Origin of the sequence: Pseudoxanthomonas sp. 3HH-4 (assembly GCF_006716465.1) — a bacterium.
GTDB lineage: Bacteria > Pseudomonadota > Gammaproteobacteria > Xanthomonadales > Xanthomonadaceae > Pseudoxanthomonas_A.
Window position 1 is genome coordinate 359,561 of sequence record NZ_VFPB01000004.1, and the last position, 20,581, is coordinate 380,141.

The 20,581-nt window shown below is 66.4% G+C and carries 25 protein-coding genes; 8 read left to right on the forward strand and 17 right to left on the reverse strand.

The features are described from left to right. Positions 1–99 precede the first annotated feature (99 nt). The 3 genes from FB548_RS13830 to FB548_RS13840 all read left to right on the forward strand — a co-directional run bounded on the left by FB548_RS13830 (position 100) and on the right by FB548_RS13840 (position 2,431). The gene (locus tag FB548_RS13830) at positions 100–867 is read left to right on the forward strand and encodes an NAD kinase (RefSeq protein WP_142125358.1); all 768 of its coding nucleotides are present in this window, start codon (positions 100–102) and stop codon (positions 865–867) included. Positions 868–982: 115 nt separating this feature from the next. Then, positions 983–1,474, forward strand: a complete 492-nt coding sequence (locus FB548_RS13835; RefSeq protein WP_142125359.1) for a hypothetical protein — start codon at positions 983–985, stop codon at positions 1,472–1,474. A 48-nt stretch (positions 1,475–1,522) separates the two neighbouring features. After that, positions 1,523–2,431 (forward strand): 5'-nucleotidase, encoded by a 909-nt coding sequence (locus FB548_RS13840; protein WP_142125360.1) that lies wholly within the window; start codon positions 1,523–1,525, stop codon positions 2,429–2,431. A gap of 18 nt (positions 2,432–2,449) precedes the next feature. Here FB548_RS13840 and FB548_RS13845 read toward each other — a convergent pair whose 3' ends face one another. The 17 genes from FB548_RS13845 to asnS all read right to left on the reverse strand — a co-directional run bounded on the left by FB548_RS13845 (position 2,450) and on the right by asnS (position 16,892). Continuing rightward, the gene (locus tag FB548_RS13845; RefSeq protein WP_142125361.1) at positions 2,450–2,992 is read right to left on the reverse strand and encodes a DUF2939 domain-containing protein; all 543 of its coding nucleotides are present in this window, start codon (positions 2,990–2,992) and stop codon (positions 2,450–2,452) included. A gap of 15 nt (positions 2,993–3,007) precedes the next feature. Further along, positions 3,008–3,694: a DUF2461 domain-containing protein gene (locus tag FB548_RS13850; protein WP_142125362.1), complete on the reverse strand. Its 687-nt coding sequence runs from the start codon at positions 3,692–3,694 to the stop codon at positions 3,008–3,010. 65 nt (positions 3,695–3,759) lie between these two features. After that, positions 3,760–5,199: an exodeoxyribonuclease I gene (gene sbcB / locus FB548_RS13855; protein WP_142125363.1), complete on the reverse strand. Its 1,440-nt coding sequence runs from the start codon at positions 5,197–5,199 to the stop codon at positions 3,760–3,762. Further along, positions 5,196–6,566, reverse strand: a complete 1,371-nt coding sequence (locus FB548_RS13860; RefSeq protein ID WP_142125364.1) for an NAD(P)/FAD-dependent oxidoreductase — start codon at positions 6,564–6,566, stop codon at positions 5,196–5,198. Before FB548_RS13860 ends, sbcB begins: the two co-directional genes overlap by 4 nt. 15 nt (positions 6,567–6,581) lie before the next feature. Then, positions 6,582–7,856, reverse strand: coding sequence for a kynureninase (gene kynU, locus FB548_RS13865; RefSeq protein WP_142125365.1), 1,275 nt, complete (start codon positions 7,854–7,856; stop codon positions 6,582–6,584). Between the two features lie 163 nt (positions 7,857–8,019). Continuing rightward, on the reverse strand, positions 8,020–9,030 hold the full coding sequence (locus FB548_RS13870) for an amidohydrolase family protein (protein ID WP_142125366.1): 1,011 nt from the start codon (positions 9,028–9,030) through the stop codon (positions 8,020–8,022). Between the two features lie 79 nt (positions 9,031–9,109). Then, positions 9,110–9,517 carry a hypothetical protein gene (locus tag FB548_RS13875; protein ID WP_142125367.1) on the reverse strand — a complete coding sequence of 136 codons (408 nt, stop codon included), beginning with the start codon at positions 9,515–9,517 and terminating at the stop codon, positions 9,110–9,112. After that, positions 9,501–10,142 (reverse strand): nucleotidyltransferase domain-containing protein, encoded by a 642-nt coding sequence (locus FB548_RS13880; protein ID WP_255470562.1) that lies wholly within the window; start codon positions 10,140–10,142, stop codon positions 9,501–9,503. The genes FB548_RS13875 and FB548_RS13880 overlap by 17 nt, the downstream gene beginning before the upstream one ends. Positions 10,143–10,186: 44 nt before the next feature. Further along, the gene (locus tag FB548_RS13885) at positions 10,187–10,735 is read right to left on the reverse strand and encodes a 3-hydroxyanthranilate 3,4-dioxygenase (RefSeq protein ID WP_142125369.1); all 549 of its coding nucleotides are present in this window, start codon (positions 10,733–10,735) and stop codon (positions 10,187–10,189) included. A 1-nt stretch (position 10,736) separates the two neighbouring features. Further along, positions 10,737–11,168, reverse strand: a complete 432-nt coding sequence (locus tag FB548_RS13890; protein ID WP_142125370.1) for a RidA family protein — start codon at positions 11,166–11,168, stop codon at positions 10,737–10,739. Further along, positions 11,161–11,835, reverse strand: coding sequence for a carbonate dehydratase (gene can / locus FB548_RS13895; protein ID WP_142125371.1), 675 nt, complete (start codon positions 11,833–11,835; stop codon positions 11,161–11,163). The genes FB548_RS13890 and can overlap by 8 nt, the downstream gene beginning before the upstream one ends. Before the next feature lie 15 nt (positions 11,836–11,850). Next, on the reverse strand, positions 11,851–13,272 hold the full coding sequence (locus FB548_RS13900; protein WP_142125372.1) for an aldehyde dehydrogenase: 1,422 nt from the start codon (positions 13,270–13,272) through the stop codon (positions 11,851–11,853). Positions 13,273–13,316: 44 nt separating this feature from the next. Beyond that, the gene (locus FB548_RS13905; RefSeq protein WP_142125373.1) at positions 13,317–14,105 is read right to left on the reverse strand and encodes an SDR family oxidoreductase; all 789 of its coding nucleotides are present in this window, start codon (positions 14,103–14,105) and stop codon (positions 13,317–13,319) included. A 117-nt stretch (positions 14,106–14,222) separates the two neighbouring features. Then, positions 14,223–14,867, reverse strand: coding sequence for an FMN-binding negative transcriptional regulator (locus tag FB548_RS13910; protein ID WP_142125374.1), 645 nt, complete (start codon positions 14,865–14,867; stop codon positions 14,223–14,225). 10 nt (positions 14,868–14,877) lie between these two features. Beyond that, complete coding sequence (locus FB548_RS13915; protein ID WP_142125375.1) at positions 14,878–15,186, reverse strand: hypothetical protein; 309 nt, start codon at positions 15,184–15,186, stop codon at positions 14,878–14,880. Then, positions 15,183–15,488, reverse strand: a complete 306-nt coding sequence (locus FB548_RS13920; protein ID WP_142125376.1) for a hypothetical protein — start codon at positions 15,486–15,488, stop codon at positions 15,183–15,185. Before FB548_RS13920 ends, FB548_RS13915 begins: the two co-directional genes overlap by 4 nt. A gap of 3 nt (positions 15,489–15,491) precedes the next feature. Continuing rightward, positions 15,492–16,892, reverse strand: a complete 1,401-nt coding sequence (asnS, locus tag FB548_RS13925) for an asparagine--tRNA ligase (RefSeq protein WP_142125377.1) — start codon at positions 16,890–16,892, stop codon at positions 15,492–15,494. A 119-nt stretch (positions 16,893–17,011) separates the two neighbouring features. On the opposite strand from asnS, the gene FB548_RS13930 reads away from it, so the two are divergent. The 5 genes from FB548_RS13930 to FB548_RS13950 all read left to right on the forward strand — a co-directional run bounded on the left by FB548_RS13930 (position 17,012) and on the right by FB548_RS13950 (position 20,407). Continuing rightward, entirely contained in the window at positions 17,012–17,350 is a 339-nt protein-coding gene (locus FB548_RS13930; RefSeq protein ID WP_142125378.1) for an iron-sulfur cluster assembly accessory protein, read from the forward strand. A gap of 214 nt (positions 17,351–17,564) precedes the next feature. Continuing rightward, complete coding sequence (gene rpsF / locus FB548_RS13935; protein ID WP_142125379.1) at positions 17,565–17,993, forward strand: 30S ribosomal protein S6; 429 nt, start codon at positions 17,565–17,567, stop codon at positions 17,991–17,993. Positions 17,994–18,004: 11 nt separating this feature from the next. Next, positions 18,005–18,235: a 30S ribosomal protein S18 gene (gene rpsR / locus FB548_RS13940; protein WP_055942998.1), complete on the forward strand. Its 231-nt coding sequence runs from the start codon at positions 18,005–18,007 to the stop codon at positions 18,233–18,235. Positions 18,236–18,332: 97 nt separating this feature from the next. Then, positions 18,333–18,782: a 50S ribosomal protein L9 gene (gene rplI / locus FB548_RS13945; RefSeq protein WP_142125380.1), complete on the forward strand. Its 450-nt coding sequence runs from the start codon at positions 18,333–18,335 to the stop codon at positions 18,780–18,782. 224 nt (positions 18,783–19,006) lie between these two features. Then, positions 19,007–20,407, forward strand: a complete 1,401-nt coding sequence (locus tag FB548_RS13950) for a replicative DNA helicase (protein ID WP_142125381.1) — start codon at positions 19,007–19,009, stop codon at positions 20,405–20,407. The last annotated feature ends 174 nt before the right edge of the window (positions 20,408–20,581 follow it).

A 20,581-nucleotide genomic window follows, 5' to 3' on the forward strand; every position in this document is an offset into this window, starting at 1 on the left:
CCTCCATGGCCGCCACCCGGTGGACCAACGCTGTGCGTTGTCAAAAAGCGCTCCCGGCGTTTTTTTCTGTACGCTGTGCGGGCCACGATGGAGCCACGGATGTCCACACCCCGCATCGCCTTCCTCGCCAGTCCCACGCCTGAGGCACAGGAGGCGCTGGCGACCCTGCAGCGCGAGCACGGCGCGCATGCGCCGGACCAGGCAGACGTGCTGTGCGCGCTGGGCGGCGATGGGTTCATGCTGCAGACGCTGCATCGGCATGGCGCGCTCGGCAAGCCGGTGTTCGGCATGAAGCTGGGCACCGTGGGCTTCCTGATGAACCACTATCGCTCGGACGGCCTGTTCGACCGGATTGCCGCGGCGGAACCGGCCAAGCTGCGGCCACTGGAAATGCAGGCGCTGACCGAGTCCGGCACGTCCACGTCATCGCTGGCCTACAACGAAGTGTCGCTGCTGCGCCAGACGCGGCAGGCAGCGCATATCCAGATCGATCTCAACGGCGAAACCCGCCTGGACGAGCTGATCTGCGATGGCGTGCTGACTGCGACGCCAGCAGGCAGCACCGCGTACAACTTCTCCGCGCACGGGCCGATCCTGCCCCTGGGTTCGCACACCATTGCGCTGACGCCGATCGCGCCGTTCCGTCCGCGCCGCTGGCGTGGCGCCATCCTCAAGGCCGATACCGAGATCCGGTTCCGCGTGCTGGACCCGTACAAGCGCCCGGTCAGCGCCACCGCCGATTCGCACGAGGTGCGGGACGTGGTGGAGGTGACCATCCGCGAGTCGCGTGACCACACGGTCACGCTGCTGTTCGACCGCGAGCACAACCTCGAAGAACGCATCCTCAGCGAGCAGTTCATGACCTGAGGATTGTCCCGGCGACATCGTGATTTCGCCGCATTGCGGCTTGCCGGGTCATCCCACGCATGATATCCAGCGCCCCGTGGCGATTCGGTTCGCATCCACCCGGGGAGGGGTCACGATGCAGTTGAAGTGCGCGTTGGCGCTGTGCGCCGTTCTTGCCGTGACCGATGCGGCGGCCTGCAATCTGTCCACTGGAACCACCGCGTTCGCAGCCGGTGGTGCATCGCCGGCGCTGGTCGATGACGGTACCCTGAAGCCGCCCTTGCTGGAGGTGGTCAGCCTGACGCGCGGCGTGGACGGGCACGCGTCGTGCGATGCCAGCGGATTGTTGACGCTGGGCCTGGAATGGCCTCGCGGCACGGACTACAAGCTGCGTGAACTCGGGTTCGAGTTTCGCGTGCTCGGCGAGGACGCCCTTGCCATCTTTCCCCGAGAGCCGGTGGCGGGGCGCGTTGAGGGCCGTCGCAGCGAGTTCGTGTTCCTGTGGCGCGATGGACCGCCCTCGGAACAGTCGCCGATCGATCTGCTGGTCGAAGTGCGCGCCATCACGCCCGACAATCGCCGGGGGCCGCCGGCACAGGTACGTATTGCCGCGGCGCCGGGAGGATAGCGGCGCAGCGTCTCGCGTCGTGCGCCACAGATCGCCGATACTGTACGCATGGCCGACAACACCCCCCGTTTGCTGACCGTCGCGGTCACGTCGCGCGCCCTGTTCGATCTGGAGGAAAGCCACGCGCTGTACGAGCGCGAGGGCGTACAGGCCTATTCCGACTACCAGCGCACGCACGAAGACGATGTGCTGGCGCCGGGCATCGCCTATCCCGTCGTGCGCAAGCTGCTGGCGCTCAACGTGGGGGCGCCTCCGGAAGCGCCGCGCGTCGAAGTGATCCTGCTCTCGCGCAACTCGGCCGATACCGGCCTGCGCATCTTCAACTCCATCCAGCACTACGGCCTGGGGATCGTGCGTGCCACGTTCACGGCCGGCGAGCCAACCTGGCCCTACGTCAAACCGTTCGGCACCGACCTGTTCCTGTCGGCCAACCCGGAATCAGTGCGGCGCTCACTGGAGCACGGCATCGCGGCGGCGACCATCCTGCCGGCAGGCGCACCGCAGCAGCGGCACGAGCACCAGTTGCGCATCGCATTCGATGGCGACGCGGTCATCTTCGGCGACGAGAGCGAGCGCATTTCCCGCGAACAGGGCGTGGAGGCATTCGGCCGGCACGAGCAACAGCGTGCACGCGAGCCCTTGTCGGGCGGCCCGTTCCGCAACTTCCTGTCGGCTTTGCACCAGTTGCAGCAGGTCTTCCCGCCCGATGAGCGTTCGCCTATCCGCACCGCCCTGGTCACCGCGCGTTCCGCGCCGGCGCACGAGCGGGTGATCCGCACGCTGCGCGAATGGGGCGTGCGTCTGGACGAGGCGCTCTTCCTCGGCGGCCGCCACAAGGGGCCGTTCCTGGAAGCCTTCGGCGCCGACATCTTCTTCGACGACTCGCAACACAACATCGACAGCGCACGCCACCATGTGGCCGCAGGTCATGTTCCGCACGGGGTGGCGAACCCGTAGGGCGTGCGCTGGCCCGCCTTACAGCGGCAGGCGGATGTCGGTCAGACGCCAGCGCAGGCCCTGGCGCGTGAAGACGAACACCACCGGGTCGCCATCATCGTCGTGCACGGTGGCAGTGAAACGGGACAACGACGCGTAGCGGTGGCTGGCCTGCCTGAGTGGATCTGCCGGCGTCGGCGGGGCGTAGGTGTCGCCGCCCACGGTGTCGCCGACGGCGCGTTTCCATGTGGCGCGGCCTTCCAGGATCGCGGCGATGCCCATCGGCGTGACCATCGTGTCCACCCCGCGCCCCAGCACGCTGTTGGCGATCGAGAGTGCCGCGGCACCAAACAGGTTGCCGCTGAGTTCCGGCCCGGCCCGCCGCGCGAGCGAGTCCTCCACCTGCGCGCGCAGGTTCACCCGCAACGAAGCGAAATCGACATGCTTCTGCAGTTTGCCGGTGTCCTGCTCCGCCAGCGCCGTACGGATGCCGTGGATGGCCAGGTAGGGACCGGCGGCCACATAGCCCGCCAACCCGAGCAGGAGGGCGACCAGCACTCCGATCACGAGCCACTTCTTCATCGGCAAACCTCCGGGTCAGAACTCCAGGTCCAGCGCAGCGCACAGGTAGTCGACGAACGGGCCAAGCGCCTTGAGATCGGCCGCCACGGTCTGGCGCAGCTTCGGACCGGTCATGGTGGCATCGTCCAGCGATCTCCAGAATACGAAATTGCGGTGTTTCAGGTCTTCGATGAACTCGAAATCGGCGGGAAACCCCCGCGGCGGACGCACCAGCTTTTCGCTCTCTTCGAACTCGAAGCGCCGCCGGAAGGGCACGTCGTGCGCCGCCTTCTTCCAACTGCCCGGGTTGTCCAGGATGAACTGCCGCACCCGCCGCTGCGTGTCCGGCTCGGGATGCCAGAGTCCGGCACCGACGAAACACTCGCCAGGCTGCAGGTGCAGGTAGAACGAGGGCGCAGGCAACTGCTTGTGGCGCTCGTGGAACAGGCGCGCGCCCTGCCAGGACTTGTACGGTGACTTGTCGTTGGAGAAACGCGCGTCACGGTAGATGCGGAACAGCGACCCGCCCACGGTCTTCGGATCCGAGCGGAAATGCAGGCTTACCGCTGCGAGGTCGGGTTGGAGATCGGTCAGCAAACGGAGGAACGGCTGCCGGACATGACCCTCGTACTGCGTCTTGTGATCGTTGAACCAGGTCTTGTCGTTGTGGCGGGCCAGCCCGCGCAGGAACTTGAAGCTGGCATCGGAGAAGTAGGTGGCCATGGCTGCCATTCTAGACAAGCCGGCGTCATCAGGCCGACAAGGCTGCCCTCGATGTCGACCTCGCACTAGAGACCGGCCTGCACGTCCTCGCGCCACTGCTGGATCTTGTCCAGCAGGGCCAGTCGTTCCGCATCGGCGGCGTGCGCCGCCCGCAGGCCCGCAAGTTCGGCATCGAAGCTGGTGAAGCTGTATTCGGACATGCCGCTGTCGGTCGCGAGGCGCTGCCGGCGGTAGTCGTCCCAGCGCTGGCGTTCGACCGGAGAAAGCGAGCCGGGCCAGTTGCGTGCGCGATAGCGGAACAACAGTTCAGGCAGGCGGGCATCGCGGAAGCCGAAATCGCGCTGGCCCAGCAGCGCGGGCGGCGTGGTCCGGACCTCGGTGAAGCGGCGTTTGTCCGCGTCCGCCAGGAAGCCATCGTAAAGCGAGGCATCCACGTCCCCGGGAGTGAACTCCCGCTCGCCGGCGAACACCTGCCGCACCTTCTCCGCAAGCGTCGGGCCGGCCTCGCGAAGGACCTCTGCGTGGCGCTCGCAGCGTGCGGGATCGATGCCCAGCCGGTCCATGTCGGCAGGACGCAGATGCGACCAGGCGACCAGCGCCGGTGCACGGTTCAGATGGACTTCCTTCAGCGGGATCCGCTGCTCGCCCTCCGGCAGATCGGAGGCCGGGGTGTAAAGACGATCGGCGATCTCGTCGGGCGCCATGGACAGCAGCGCGGTCGGATCGCTTTCCAAGTCGAACACCACCACGCGATTGTCGATACGCGGATGCCGTGTCAATGGCAGCACCGGCGCGGCACAGAGGCGGCTGGCGGGGTAGCGCTGCGAGACATGCAGTACCGGCTGCATGGCCGTCACGTCCAGCAGGCGCGCGGCGAAGCGCTTGTCGCGCAGTTGCAATGCGTAGTCCCACAGGCGGGGTTGGGCCTGCCGCATCAGCCGGGCCAGGCCGATGGTGGCGTAGACATCCGACAGGGCCTCGTGCGCATCGCCTTCGCGGACGCGGTTGGCCAGCGCCAGGTGTTCCAGCTTGAACGACGTTGCGCCATCGTCCCGCTTCGGCCACACGATGCCGTCCGGCCGTAGCGCATGCATCAGCCGCATCACGTCCAGCAAGTCCCAGCGCGAGTTGCCGCCACGCCATTCGCGCTCGTAGGGCTCATGGAAATTGCGGAACAGGCCGTGACGCACGAACTCGTCATCGAAGCGCAGGCTGTTGTAGCCCAGCGTGCAGGTTTCCGGCCGGCCCATCTCGTCGGCAATGCGGGCGAAGGCCTCGGCTTCGTTGACGCCATCGCGCAGCGCCTGCTGCGGCGTGATGCCGGTGATCAGCGTGGCGATGGGCGAAGGCAGCAAGTCATCCGCCGGCCGTACGAAGAAGCTGACCGGCTCCTCCATCAACTCCAGCGCAGGCGTGGTGCGCACGGCTGCGACCTGCGCGATCCGGCTGCGGCGGGGATCCGCACCGAAGGTCTCCAGATCATAGAACAGGAAGCTGGCGCTCACCCGGCCGTCTCCTCCAGCACCGGCAAGCGCGCCAGTACATCGGCGTCCACCGCTGCCCAGTCGATCCCATCGAGGGCTTCACGTCCAGCGGTATGCCGTACCAGCAGGTCGCGCTGCACGTGGCTGCGGTGCTGCGCCACCGCATACGGGATGCGCATGAAGCTGACCATCGTGTAGTGCGGCACGAAGCGGTCCGGGTGGCGTTGCTGCAGCGACAGCTCCAGTTCCCGCTGCAACAGATAGCCAGTGTCGTCCACCTTGTCGCGCATTTCCACGTAGTTCTCCAGCGCCATTTCCTGGATGGCGAGCGCGTTTGGCTTGCGCTCGGCTTCGAAGGCGGCGAAAGCCTTCGCGAGGTCTTGCGTGGATTGCAGGTGGTGGGCGAGGGCGACGCAATCCTCGAAAGCGCAGTTCATCCCCTGACCGTGGAACGGCACCATGGCGTGGGCGGCGTCGCCCAACAGCACGGCCTGGCCCCGCAGGTGCCAGCGTTCGAGATACAGCGTGGCGAGCAGGCCGGTGGGGTTGGCGTCCCAGTCCTGCTCCAGTCGCGGGATCAGCGGCACCGCATCGGCGAAATCACGCAGGAACAGGGCCTTCGCTTCCGCACCGCTGCGCACGCTGTCGAAGCCCGGATCGCCTTCGTTGGGCAGGAACAGCGTCACCGTGAACGTGCGCTCGTCGTTGGGCAACGCGATGCACATGTAGTGGCCGCGCGGCCAGATATGCAGGGCATTCGGCTCCATGATGAAGCTGCCGTCGGCGGCGGGGGGAATTTCCAGTTCCTTGTAGGAGTGGTCGAGGAACTCGGTGCGTTCGCCGAGATCCTCCCGTCGCTGCATGGCGCCACGCAAGGATGAGCCGGCACCGTCGGCACCGATCAGGGCGGTGAACCCGACAGGATGGACGCCACCATCCCGCTCATCGACGAAGCGGGCGATGCGCGCTTCGAAATCCACGGATTCCAACCGGCGGTTGAACTGGATGACGGCCCCTGCACGTTCGGCCAGGTCCAACAGCGTGATGTTCAGGTCGCCGCGATGGATCGACCAGATGACCTCGGAGTCGTCGCGTCCGTAGCGCTGCAACTGCAGCCGTCCGTCGAGGGCATGCACCATGCGCCCGCGCATCATCACCGCCTGCCGCATTACCGCATCGTCCGCATCCGCCATCCGCAGCGCATGGCGGCCACGTTCGGTCAGTGCCAGGTTGATCGAGCGTCCACCGGCATAGCCCTGCACACGCGGGTCGCCGCGCTTCTCGAACACCTCCACGCGCCAGCCGGCGCGCGCCATCAGGGTGGCCAGCAGCGCGCCGGCGAGGCCGGCGCCGATGATGGTGATGTGTCGTTGTGGCTCAATGCCCAAGAGCGTCTCTCCGGATCAGAACCCCCGCCACGTCTCGACTTCCTCGACGAAGCGGTGGACATCCATGTAGCGGTTGTAGAGCGGTGCGGGCGAGATGCGGATCACGTCCGGTTCGCGCCAGTCGCCGACGGTGCCGACGGACAGCAGGTATTCGAACAGTTCGCGGCCCCGCTCGCGGCCACCGATCACCCGCAATGACAGCTGCGCACCGCGCTGGGCGGTGTCGGCCGGCGTGATGATCTGCAGTGCGTCGGACAGCCGTGCCTGGATCAGCGCTTCCAGCAGCCCGGTGATCTTCAGCGACTTGGTCCGGATAGCGTCCATGCCGCCGGCCTTCTCGAACAGTTCCAGCGATGCGCGCAGCGGCGCGAGCCCAAGGATCGGCGGGTTGCTGAGCTGCCAGCCCTCGGCACCGGGCGTGGGCACGAAGGCCGGCCCCATGCGGAAACGTGTCTCCTTCTCGTGGCCCCACCAGCCGGCGAAGCGAGGACGGTCGGTATGCGCATGCCGTGCATGCACGAAGCAGCCCGCCACCGCGCCGGGACCGGAGTTGAGGTACTTGTAGTGGCACCACACGGCGAAATCGACACCGCTGTCGTGGAGCTGCAACGGCAGGTTGCCGACCGCGTGCGCCAGGTCGACGCCGACGACGGCGCCCTGCGCATGGCCCAGGCGTGCGATCTCGGCCAGGTCGAACGCCTGGCCGGTGCGGTACTGGATGCCCGGCCACAGCACCAGCGCCAGGCGTGGGCCGTGTTCGGCAATGGCGCGCTCGATGGCCGCCATCGACAGCGTGCCATCGGGCAGGTCCGGCTCCACTTCGATCAGATCGGTCGCTGGGTCGAATCCATGGAAGCGCACCTGCGATTCCATCGCATGCCGGTCGGACGGGAATGCGCCGGCCTCCATCAGAATCGCAGGGCGCTCCGCGGTGGGGCGGTAGAAACTGACCATCATCAGGTGCAGGTTGGCGGTCAGCGTGTTCATCGCCACCACCTCCGCCGGTTCCGCGCCGACCAGGCGCGCCAGCGGTTCGCGCACCAGTTCGTGGTACGTCATCCATTGCGCATTGCCGGTGAAGTGGCCTTCGACGGCTTCGTTGGCCCACTTGTCCAGCACCTCGTTGATGTAGGTGCGCGCGGCCTTCGGCTGCAGGCCGAGCGAGTTGCCGCAGAAGTAGACCTGGTCGTTGTGCTTGTGGCGCGGGATCAGGAAGTCGTTGCGCAGCGCACGCAGCGGGTCGGCGGCGTCGAGGGCGATGATGTGGGTGCGGGACAGCGGGTCGGTCATCGGGCTGGAGATGGTCGGTAGGTTGTAGGAGCGACGTGAGTCGCGACCGTGGAGTGTCGGTAGAGATGACGCTGGATGGGCTGGTTTCCCACGAAAATACCGAGGGTCCTCGCAAGATCGTGCCGTGCGGTCGCGACTGACGTCGCTCCTACAGGGAGCACCCTCACAGGAACCTCGCGGCCGGCAAGCCCAGCCATTCCAGCGCGGTGCCGTGATACAGGCGCGCCTGCTGCACCTCGTCCAGGCCCAGCGCGGCGATGCCGGCGCCGGGTTCCTGTTCGCCCAGCGGGAACGGGTAGTCGGTGCCCAGCATCACGCGCTCGTGGCCGACCGTGTCAAGCAGGTAATGCAGCGCGCGTGGATCGGCGACCCAGGAATCGAAGTAGACCCGGTCAAGGTATTCGCGCGGATTGCGATGGTTGTCGGTGGCCACCAGGTCGGGCCGCATGTTGAAGCCGTGCTCGATGCGGCCGATGGTGTAAGGGAAGCTGCCGCCCCCGTGGGCGAAACAGACCTTCAGTCCGGGTAGCCGTTCGAGCACGCCGCCGAAGATCAGGCAACAGGCCGCGCGCGATTGTTCGGCCGGCATGCCGACCAGCCAGGGTAGCCAGTACTTCGGCATCGACGCGGCACCCATCATGTCCCAGGGGTGCACGAGGATTGCCGCGCCCAGTTCGCTGGCCGCCTGGAAGAACTCGAACAGTTCCGGTGCGTCGAGGTTCCAGTCGTTGACATGGCTGCCGATCTGCACGCCCTGCAGGCCCAACTGGTCCATGCAGCGCTCCAGTTCCTGCACCGCCAGTCGCGGCGACTGCATCGGCACCGTGCCGATGCCCGCATAGTGGCGCGGATAGTCGCGGCAGGCGGCGGCCGTATGGTCGTTGAGCGCCTGGTGCAGTTCCAGCGCGTGGTGCGCCTTGGCCCAGTAGCTGAACATCACGGGCACGGTGCTTATGACCTGCACCTGCACGCCGAATTTGGCGTAGTCGGCGATGCGTTCCTCCGGATCCCAGGTCTTGGGCCAGATCTCGCGGAAGAACTTGCCGTCCTTGTAGATGCGATGGCGGCCGTCGTCGCCATGGTGGATCACCGGGAAGCGCAGGTCACCGTATTTGGCCGCCAGGTCGGGCCAGTCGCGGGGCAGGAAGTGCGCATGGGTGTCGATCTTCAGCATCATGGGATTGTAGGGGCTGCCTGCAGGGGATTCGCGCTGCAGTGCCGCGATGGAAGGCTTGCGTGCAGAGCAGCGGAGCTCATCGTTCCAGCGCGTCCGAGACGCGCTCGCATGCCGCGATCAGGTCGTTGACCAGGCGCCGGTCCACCTCCACGTGGCCTTCGTACTCGGCGAGGTTGCGCAGATCGTGCGCTTTGGCCAGCACGCGCCACACCTCGGGGCCGAGCCCCAGGGTATGCGGTAGCACCTGGAACACGATGTACCGGTGGCGCGCGCGGAAGCCCTCGCGGCGCAGCGCCGCCAGGCTCAGTGCATGGGCGGCGTTGTAGGCCAGGTCGAAGCGGCTCTCCAGCGACAGCGCATCGTTGTGTGCATCGGCGAGCCGGGCCAGCCCTGAGCGCAGCAGGCCGGCGGTTTCGTTCCTGTCCGCAGGCTCTGCGCTGAGCGGGCCGCTGTGGGTGGCGAGCTTCTCAAGCGGGGAGGTCATCGTCGCTCCCGATCAGCCATTGCCGCGGTTGCTGCAGCACGCGGGTGACGAAGCCGTTGCCGGCGTCGAGGCGGCTGCGCAGTTCGTCGCGCGCGTACACAGTCGGATTGACCTGCCGACCAAGCCGTTCGGCCACCGGATGCAGCGCCAGCATCACCTCGGCGTAGTCAACGTCGTCGGCGATCAGCATCAGGTCGATGTCGCTGCGGACGGTGTCGCTGCCCTTTGCGACCGAACCGTAAAGGAAGGCAGCCTGGATTCGGCCGGCCAGCGGTGCCAGTGCCTCGCGCAGCGGCTCGGCCAGGCCGAAGGTCTTGCGGACGATGGAGACCAGCTCGTCGTGGATCGGGGCAGCGGGGTTGGCGCGATAACGCTTCTGGTTGCCGACATGCTCGACGGTCAGCAATCCGCTGCCGGCCAGCCGGGCCAGTTCGCGCTGGACGGCGCCACTGCCGGCGCCCGTGGCCTGGATCAGTTCGTTGACCGCGTAGCTGCGCCGGGATTCGCCGAACAGGCAGGCCAGCACGCGCTGCTGGGTGGTGGTGAACAGCGCGCTCGACAAGCTGGCCGTCGCGTAGCGTGCCGCCGCTTCACTGACTCTGGGAGGTTTGGAATCATTGTTCATGCCCATATCGGGCACGATAATGCCCGAATTGGGCAAGTGCAAGCTCAGGTGATGTCGGCTTGCGAATCGGCCTGCATCTCATAGCGGCTCGGGCGGGGGTTCAGATGGCCGCAGGCCTTGCAGGTGCGCAGGTCGTCGTTGCGGTAGAACGCCTCGAACACGCGGAAGAAATCCTGCTCGATGTCGTTGAGGTGGAAGTACTCCTCATAGACCTTTGCGTTGCAGCGCTCGCAGAACCACAGCAGGCCGTCGTCCTCGTGCGGCAGGCGCTTGCGTTCGATCACCAGCCCGATCGAGCCCGGCATGCGTTGCGGCGAATGCGGCACGCGCGGCGGCAGCAGGAAGATCTCGCCCGCCCTTATGGGAATGTCGCGGACCGCGCCATCTTCCTGGATACGCAGCACCATCTCGCCTTCCAGCTGGTAGAACCATTCCGGACCCTCGTCGTAGTGGTAGTCGGTGCGCGCGTTCGGGCCGCCGACCACCATGACGATGAAGTCGCCGTCGTAGATCACCTTGTTGCCCACCGGCGGCTTGAGCAGGTGGCGGTTCTCGTCGATCCATGCCTGGAAATTGAGCGGGTTCGGCAGCATCTCAGCGGCGCTCCGGCAGGCGCGCGATGCACTTCAGTTCGATGGCGATCGGCGTGGGCAAGGCGGTGATGCCGAGCGTGGTGCGGCAGGGCGCGGCGGCTGCGTCGGGAAAATGCTCCGCCCAGACTTGGTTGTACACCTTGAAATCGTGCGCCATGTCGGTGAGGTACACGGTCACGTCCACCAGGTCCTCCCAGCGCGCGCCACTGGCTTTCAGGACCGCCCGCACATTGCTGAAGACGGCCCGGCACTGCGCATCGATGTCGTAGCTGATCAGCCGTCCGTCCGCGTCGTGCACGTTGCCGACGATGGCGTTGCTGGACGGATCGCGCGGGCCGATACCGGACAGAAACAGCAGGTCGCCGACACGTCGCGCGTGCGGATAGTGACCCACGGGCTTCGGCGCGCCGCCGGCCTGTACGACCTCACTCATCGCGCTTGCCCTTGGGTGGCACGGCGGCGAGGGCGCGCTGGTACGCGGGCTGCAACTCGTCCGCTGCGGCCACGTCCATGCCCAATTCGCGCACGCGGCCGTCGAACAGGCTGTACACCCAGCCGTGGATGGCGAGCGGCTGGCCGCGGGCCCAAGCGTCCTGTACCACGGTGGTCTGGCACACGTTGAACACCTGTTCGATCACGTTGAGCTCGCACAGGCGGGCATGGCGCAGGGATTCAGTATCCACCTGTTCCAGCAGATCGTTGTGCTTGAGCGCGACATCGGCGACATGGCGCAGCCAATTGTCGGCCAGGCCCACGCGCAGGCCGGTCATGGCGGCGTGCACGCCGCCGCAGCCGTAGTGACCGACCAGCAGGATGTGTTCGACCTTCAGGATGTCGACGGCGAACTGGACGACCGACAGCGCATTGAGGTCGCCGTGGGACATCACGTTGGCGATGTTGCGGTGGACGAAGACCTCGCCCGGATCCAGGCCCAGGATCTGGTTGGCCGGCACGCGCGAATCGGAGCAGCCGATCCACAGGTAACGCGGGGATTGCTGCTGCGACAGCCGTTTGAAGAAGCCGGGATCCTCCTGCTTGATGCGGGCGGCCCAGTCGCGGTTGTTCTGCAACAGTTGTTCGAGTTCGGAAAGGTCGGACATTCGGTTCGGTGATCCTCAGCGCAACGCTATGCAGACGTTCTTGGGTTCAGTGAAGAAACGCATGGCCTCGAGACCGCCTTCGCGGCCCAGGCCGGACGCGCCCGTGCCGCCGAATGGCGTACGCAGGTCGCGGGTCATCCAGGTATTGATCCAGACGATGCCGGCACGCAGTTGCGACGCCAGCCGATGGGCCCGGTCCAGGTCGCGCGTCCACACGGTGGCCGCCAGGCCGTAGTCGCCGGCATTGGCCAGCGCGAGCGCATGGGCCTCGTCCTCGAACGGCTGCAGGGTCACGACCGGGCCGAAGATTTCCTCGCGGTTGGTGGCTGCCTGGGGCCCCAGACTTTCGATGACCGTGGGCGCGATGAACCAGCCGGGCCGCTCCAGCGCATGCCCGCCGAGCAGCACACGGCCGCCCTCGGTTCGCGCCCGCGCGATGCAGACCAGCACTTTGTCGAAGTGCGCCTGCGACACCATCGCGCCGAGGCGCGTGGTGGAGTCGTCCAGCGGCCCCGCCTTCAGTCCCCGCGCGCGCTCGATCAATGCATCGCGGAACTCTTCGTAGATGGCCTGCTGCACCAGCAACCGCGACCCGCACAGGCAGATCTGCCCGGCGTTCTGGAAAGCGGAGCGGAGCAGGGTGTCCAGGTGTGCGCGCCAGTCGCTGTTGGCGAACACCAGCGTGGCGTTCTTGCCGCCCAGTTCCAGCGAGACCTTCTTCAGCAGCGGTCCGGCAAGCCCGGCGATGCGCCGGCCCACCGTGGTACTGCCGGTGAACGACACGGCCTTGATCGTGGGATGCAGCACCAGCGGTTCGCCCACCACCGGACCGCTGCCATGCACGATGTTCAGTACGCCGCGTGGCAGGCCGATCTCCGCGGCGAGTTCGCCGAGCAGGGTGGCGGTGGCCGGAGTGATCTCCGATGGCTTGGCGACCACCGTGTTGCCGGCCGCCAGCGCCGGCGCGATCTTCCACGTGAACAGATAGAGCGGCAGGTTCCACGGCGAGATCGCCGCGACCACGCCCAGCGGCTGCCGCAGCGTGTAGTTCAACCCGGCTTCGCCGTGGTGAGATTCGCTGGCGAACTGCGTGGCCGCATGCGCGAAAAAGCGCAGGTTGGCGATGGCTCGCGGAATCTCGACGTCCCGCGCCAGAGACAGCGGCTTGCCGGTGTCGCGCGATTCGGCGGCGGCGAAGGCGTCGCGTCGTTGTTCCAGCGCGTCGGCCAGCTTCTCCAGCCAGCGCGACCGCTCGCTCGTGGTCAGCGCCGCCCAGGCGGGAAAGGCGGATTCGGCGGCCTGTACGGCCAGCAGCACGTCGTTCTCGCTGCCATCGGCGACTTCCGCATAGACCTCGCCGGACGCCGGTTCGAACACGGGGCGCCAAGCGCTGCCGGGGCGCGGTTCGCCTTCGATGAAGTGGCCGAAGCGGTCCATGCCCATTAGCTTAACCCGGCTGGCAAGCCCCCCGTCCGGCAACCTCAGATCGACTGCATGCGGCCCCCGTCCACCGCCAGGCTGACCCCGGTGATGTAGCCGGCGGCAGGCGAGGCAAGGAAGGCGATGGCGGCGGCGATCTCGCCGGGCTCGGCGAACCTGCCCGCCGGCACCGTGGCGAGCATGGCCGCACTGACAGCGGCCTCGTCCTTGCCCGAGGCCTGCACGCGATCGCGCAGGATCTGCTCCAGCCGCTGCGTGCGCGTGTAGCCGGGCAGCACGTTGTTGACCGTGATGCCATCCGGGGCCAGTTCCCTCGACAGCGTCTTGGCCCAACTGGCGACCGCGCCGCGGATGGTGTTTGACACGCCGAGGTTGGCGATGGGCTCTTTCACTGACGTGGAGATGACGTTGACGATGCGCCCCCAGCCGGCATCGCGCATGCCGAGCAGCGTGGCCTGCACCAACGCCTGGTTGGCGAGCAGGTGGCGCTGGAAGGCGGCGAGGTACGCGTCGGCCGCGGCGTCGATGGCGCGGCCACCGGGCGGCCCGCCGGTGTTATTGACCAGGATATGGACCGGGTTGGCCGCAGCGAGCGCAGCAACGTTGGCCTTGAGTGCCGCAGCGTCGGCGACGTCGAGGGCGATGCTGCCGTGGCGCTGTCCAGCGGTGACGCAAGGCAGTGCAGCGGACACGTCCGCCAGGACATCGGCGCGACGTGCCAGCACGGTGACATTCGCGCCCAGCAGGGCCAGCTCATGGGCCGCTGCGCGGCCGATGCCTTCGGAAGCGCCGCAGACCAGGGCGTGCCGGCCGATGAGGTTGAGGTCCATGCGAGCTCCAAACCAGGAATGGTGCGAGTTTAGCGGTGTGGCAGCGACGTAGTGGGAGCGACGCAAGTCGCGATGCTTTCCCGGTAAACCCGGCGTACTGAAGTGCTCGGTCGCGACCTACGTCGCTCCCGCGCAGTCCTTTCTGCGTTCCAAGCGCTCGATCATCAGGTCGGCGATCGCCATGTTGTCTTCGCCACCCAGCTGCCGCAGCGCGCCAGCGGCACCTTCGACGTTGGCGACAGGATGGTTCTGGCTGAGCTTGAACTTCAGTTCTACCCGTTCGACGGCGAAACGGAACCCGACGATCCCTCGCAACTGGCGGACATGATCGTCGCGGTCGTGCTCGAAGCGCCAATCGTTGCCCACCCGGGCTTCGTTGACCTGGCTGAGCCGATCGACGATCGAGGCCAATCGGGTTGCGTCGTCGGTGGTCTCCAGCACGCCATGAAGGTGCGCCACCGCGTAGTTCCACGTGGGCACGCGTGCGGCTTCCTCCTTGTCCGGATACCAGCCCGGCGACAGATAGGCGTGCGGGCCGTGCACGATCAGCAGGGCAGGGCCTGCATGGCGCGCCTGCGGGTTCGGTCGGGCCCAATGGCCTTCGATGACGATGCGCTCGCCATCGCGCGCGTAGAGCACCGGCAAATGGCTGACGAAAGGGAGCCCGTCGACGACCGTGACCAGCGTGACAAAAGCGTCGTGGGCGACTAGCCGGTCCAGTTCGGTGAGATCGGTTTCAGCGAACGCGCGCGGGGTGTACATGACGCGTGCCTCAGGCGCGGGCGCCCAGCGACTGCACCATCATTGGTCGCAGCAGGTCGTCGCTGTCCGCATGCGGGGGAGATACGTCATGCAGCGAGAAGCCGCGCGCGAGCGCGTCATCTTCGTCCAGACCATCCCAGGCAACGAATTCGGCATCGAACAGCGCGGCGCGCGCGGTGTCCTCGCTGTCGTAGGGCAGGGTATGCCCGTCGCTGTCCAATACCTCGGCCGTGCCCGCCTCCAGCACGTGCAATCGCGCCCAGATCAGCGTGCGGCCCAATGAAGCCAGGTACCAGTGTTCGCTCATGTGGTCGCTCATCCCAGGGCCTCCGCCCACAGCCACAACAGCCCGGCCATGCCCAGCCCGATGAAGATCACGCACAGCGAGATCCGCGCCGGGGTGGCGAGGCCCGACAGCGAGCTGTCGGTGATCTGGCGATAGCCACCGCCCAACAGCCAGCGCAGCGCGACCGGCTTGAGGAAGGCACCTTCGCCCCATTGCGCGCCCAGGGCGGCATGGCGGTCACGGATGTGCACGAGTGTCAGCGGCCAGAAGATCACGAACGCGCAGAACCCGGCGATGGCGATGCCGACGAAGCAGAGAGCGAAGAACAACAGCATCGATCAGAACTCCGCGTTGCCCGGTGCGCGCGGGTAGGCGATGGCGTCGCGGATATTGGACAGTCCGCAGACATACACGACCAGCCGCTCGAAGCCGAGGCCGAAGCCGGCATGCGGCACCGAGCCGTAGCGGCGGAAGTCGCGGTACCACCCATAATGCGCCGGGTCCAGCCCGAACTGCGCCATGCGCATGTCCAGCACGTCCAGGCGCTCCTCGCGCTGGCTGCCGCCGATGATCTCGCCGATGCCGGGCGCCAGCACATCCATCGCAGCGACCGTCTTGCCGTCGTCGTTCAGGCGCATGTAGAACGCCTTGAAGTGCTCGGGGTAGTTGGTCACCACCACCGGGCGGCCGACGTGCTGCTCGGTCAGCCAGCGCTCGTGCTCGGTCTGCAAGTCCAGGCCCCATTCGACCGGGAACTCGAATTTCTGCCCGGACTTCTGCAGCAGCGAGATCGCATCGGTGTAGTCGATGCGTTCGAACGGCGAGTTGACGAAGGCTTCCAGACGGGTCAGCGCGGTCGGTTCGACGCGTTCCGCGATGAAGGCCAGGTCATCGGCGCGTTCGCTGAGCACGGCGCGGAACAGGTACTTCAGGAAGTCCTCGGCCAGTTGCGCGTTGGCGGCCAGGTCGTTGAACGCGACCTCCGGCTCGATCATCCAGAACTCGGCCAGGTGGCGCGTGGTGTTGCTGTTCTCGGCACGGAAGGTCGGGCCGAAGGTGTAGACCTTGCTCATCGCCAGCGCATAGGCCTCGGCGTTGAGCTGGCCGGAGACGGTCAGGAAGGTCTCCTTGCCGAAGAAGTCGCGCGAGAAATCCACCGCGCCTTCCTTGTCGCGCGGCAGGTTGACCAGGTCCAGCGTGGACACGCGGAACATCTGGCCGGCACCTTCGGCGTCGGAGGTGGTGATGATCGGCGTGCTGATCCAGAAGTAGCCATTCTCGTGGAAGAACCGGTGCACCGCCTGCGCCAGCGAATTGCGGATGCGGGTGACCGCGCCGAACAGGTTGGTGCGCGGACGCAGGTGGGCGAACTCGCGCAGGTACTCCAGCGAGTGCTGCTTGGGCTGCATGGGGTAGGTGAGGGGATCTTCCACCCAGCCCACGACCTCGATGGATGAGGCCTGTATCTCGAAGCTCTGGCCCTGGCCCTGCGAGGCGACCAGCGTGCCGGTCGCGACGACCGCGCAGCCGGTGGTCAGATGCTTGATTTCGGATTCGTAGTTGGACAGCGAGTCGGGCGCCACCACCTGGATGGGCGCAAAGCAGGAGCCGTCGCTGACGTTGACGAAGGACAGGCCCGCTTTGGAATCGCGCCGCGTGCGCACCCAGCCACGCACCGTGACTTCGCCACCGGCCGGGAGCTTGCCCGCCAGCGCATGTTCGACGCTCACCACCGTCATGGCTTGAATCCTTCCGTAAACAGACACATTAATGGAACGCGGAGTTTACAAGAGCCGCGCGGCCCACGCTGCGTGGCCACCGCTATAATTCCTCCCCAGTTGTCCCGCAGGAGCACCGCATGGCCATCACCCTCACCCCGGTTGCGCTCGAACGCGTGCAGCGTTTCGTCGAACAGACCCCGGGTACGCTGGGCCTGCGTTTCGGAGTGACCCGCACCGGCTGTTCCGGCTGGGGCCATGTGGCCGATCTGGCCCGCGACCAGCGCGAAGGGGACACGGTCTTCGAGTTCCAGGGCGTGCGGATCTATGTGGATGCCGACAGCCTGGTGCTGGTGGATGGCACCGAGATCGATTTCGCGAAGCAGGGCCTGAGCGAGACCTTCCTGTTCAACAATCCCAATGCGGCGGCCGAATGCGGCTGCGGCGAGAGCTTCACCACCACGGCCGACGCAGCCTGAGCGCACAGGGTGGGGGATGCAGCCCCGCCGCCGGCATGAATCGCCCGGCTTGCCCCTAAGTCACTGACCTGACATAATTTCCGGCTCCCGATGGCCTGCTGGCCGCGGGTCCTTGCCCCACCGCACCCCGCCGGCATCCGCGCGGAGTGGTCGGGGGGCTGTCCTGCCCAGTGCGCATTCCGCGTGCCGGGCCCACATCCGAAAGGTAAAAACGATGCGTCACTATGAAGTCGTGTTCCTGGTCCACCCGGACCAGAGCGAGCAGGTGCCTGCCATGATCGAGCGCTACAAGTCGCTGATCGAGACGGGCAACGGCAAGATCCACCGTCTGGAAGACTGGGGCCGCCGCCAGCTGGCCTACCCGATCCAGAACCTGGTGAAGGCCCACTACGTGCTGCTCAACATTGAGGCCGACCAGGCCGTCCTGAATGAACTGGTCGAGAGCTTCCGTTTCAACGATGCGGTGCTGCGCAACCTGGTCATCAAGCGCGATGGCCCGGATACCGAGCAGTCCCTGATCATGAAGAACAAGGACGAGAAGGGCGACAAGCCCGAGCGTGGCGAGCGTCGTCGCCGTGACGACGACGAGGGCGAGGCCAGCACCGAGGCTTCGACCGATTCCGACACTGCCGAAGCCGCCTGAGGATCCTACCCATGTCCAAGTTCTTCCGCCGCCGCAAGTTCTGCAAGTTCACCGCCGAAGGCGTGAAAGAGATCGACTACAAGGATCTCAACACCCTGCGCCAGTACCTGACCGAGAACGGCAAGATCGTGCCGAGCCGCGTCACCGGCACCAAGTCGCGCTACCAGCGCCAATTGTCCACCGCGGTCAAGCGTGCCCGTTTCCTGGCGCTGATCCCGTACACGGACAACCACGACGTGTGATCCAGGACCTCCCCGTGCGGGGAGGTTCTTCTTCCTACTGTCATTCGGACAGCCAATCGCTGCAGGCCATGCCTGCTAACGAATACGGAGCAATACGATGGAACTGATTCTTCTGCAGAAAGTGACCAACCTGGGCATCCTGGGCGACAAGGTCAACGTGAAGCCGGGCTACGGCCGCAACTACCTGGTGCCGCAGGGCAAGGCAGTGCCGGCCACCGCCGCCAACGTCGCCGAGTTCGAGGCCAAGCGCGCCGAGTACGAAGCCAAGGCCAAGGCCGTGCACGACGACGCCGAAGCCCGCGCCGCCAAGCTGGAAGGTGCGAGCGTCACGATCACCGCCAATGCCGCGACCGAAGGCAAGCTGTTCGGTTCGGTCGGTCCGCGCGACATCGCCGATGCGTTCACCGCTGCCGGCCTGCCGCTCGAGAAGAGCGAAGTCATCATGGGCGAAGGCGCGCTGCGCAACATCGGCGAGTACGAAATCGCCGTGAAGCTGCACGCCGACGTGCAGACGACCGTCAAGGTCGTGGTGCAGGCGGAAGCCTGATCCAGCAAGCGCATCATCCGTGATGCCGACAGACGGGCGCCGAAAGGCGCCCGTTCTGTTTCCGCCGTCGGTGCATGCCGACAGGTGGCCCGCGCCGTCGCAGCGGGTGAGACGACAAAAGATCAGCCTGCAGGCACTTATCCACAGGTTGTTCCGTCGCGTGCCCACAGGCCGGGCTCCTACGATGTCTGGTCCGGCCCCATTCCGACCTGGTTGTACTGTCCATGCCCGCACGTACCGGCTTCCGCACCGACCCGCACGACTCGCGCATCGAACAGCTGCGCGTTCCGCCGAACTCCATCGAGGCGGAACAGGCGGTGCTGGGCGGCCTGATGCTGGCGCCGGAAGCGTACGACCGCATCAACGACAAGCTCACTTCGAATGACTTCTACCGTCGCGACCATCAGCTGATCTATCGCGCTATCAGCGAACTCGCGGAACGGAACCGTCCGTTCGATGCGGTGACGCTGGGAGAGTGGTTCGAGTCGCAGGGGCACATGGAACTGGTCGCTGGCGGCGCCTACCTGGTGGAACTGGCCAGCACTACGCCTTCGGCGGCGAACATCACGGCTTATGCGGAGATCGTGCGCGACAAGGCGGTGATGCGCCAGCTCATCGAAGTCGGCACCGAGATCGTCAACGACGCGTTCCAGCCGGAGGGCAAGGAAAGCGACGAGATGCTGGCGGTCGCCGAACAGAAAGTGTTCGCGATCGCGGAGCAGGGCGCACGCGGACGCACCGACTTCGTGGCGATGAACGATGCGTTGAAGGATGCGTTCGAAGTCCTGCGCGTACGTTCGGAAAGCGGCGGCACGGTCACCGGCCTGCCGACCGGCTACACCGAGTTCGACATGATGACCGCGGGCCTGCAGCCCACAGACCTGGTGATCCTGGCGGCGCGTCCGGCGATGGGCAAGACCACGTTCGCGCTGAACATCGCCGAGTACGCGGCCATCAAGTCGAAGAAGGCCGTTGCGGTGTTCTCGATGGAAATGTCGGCCGGGCAGCTGGCGATGCGACTGATCTCTTCGGTCGGCCGCATCAATGCCACGCGACTGCGCACCGGTTCGCTGGAGGATGAGGACTGGAGCCGCGTCACCAGCGCCATCCGCATCCTCAAGGACCAGGCCAAGGTCTTCATCGACGATACGCCCGGACTCTCGCCGGACGTGTTGCGCTCGAAGGCGCGCCGGTTGAAGCGGGAACACGACCTGGGCCTGATCGTCATCGACTACCTGCAGCTGATGTCCGTGCCGGGCAACAGCGAGAACCGCGCCACCGAGATTTCCGAGATCTCGCGGTCCCTGAAAGGATTGGCAAAGGAACTCAATGTGCCGGTGCTCGCGCTGTCGCAGCTCAATCGTTCGCTGGAAACGCGTACCGACAAGCGTCCGGTGATGGCGGACCTGCGCGAATCGGGCGCCATCGAGCAGGACGCCGACATGATCGTCTTCATCTACCGCGACGATTACTACAACAAGGAAACGTCGCCGGACAAAGGCCTGGCCGAAATCATCATCGGCAAGCAGCGTTCGGGCCCGACCGGTTCGTGCAAGCTGCGCTTCTTCGGCGAATACACACGCTTCGATAACCTGAGCCACGACAGCATCGGCGCATTCGAGTGATCGCGTCGATATTCACGTCGGTGTGTGCCGCGTAGTACGCTGCATCCGGCAGGACCGGTCCACGGGGGAGCCGACATCAGGCATTGACGGGCGCTGCGGGGCGTCCGGACGAGATGCCCGGTACGGTGGTGGTCCGGATCACGAATGACCAGCAGATGGTCCGCCGCAGCGGCG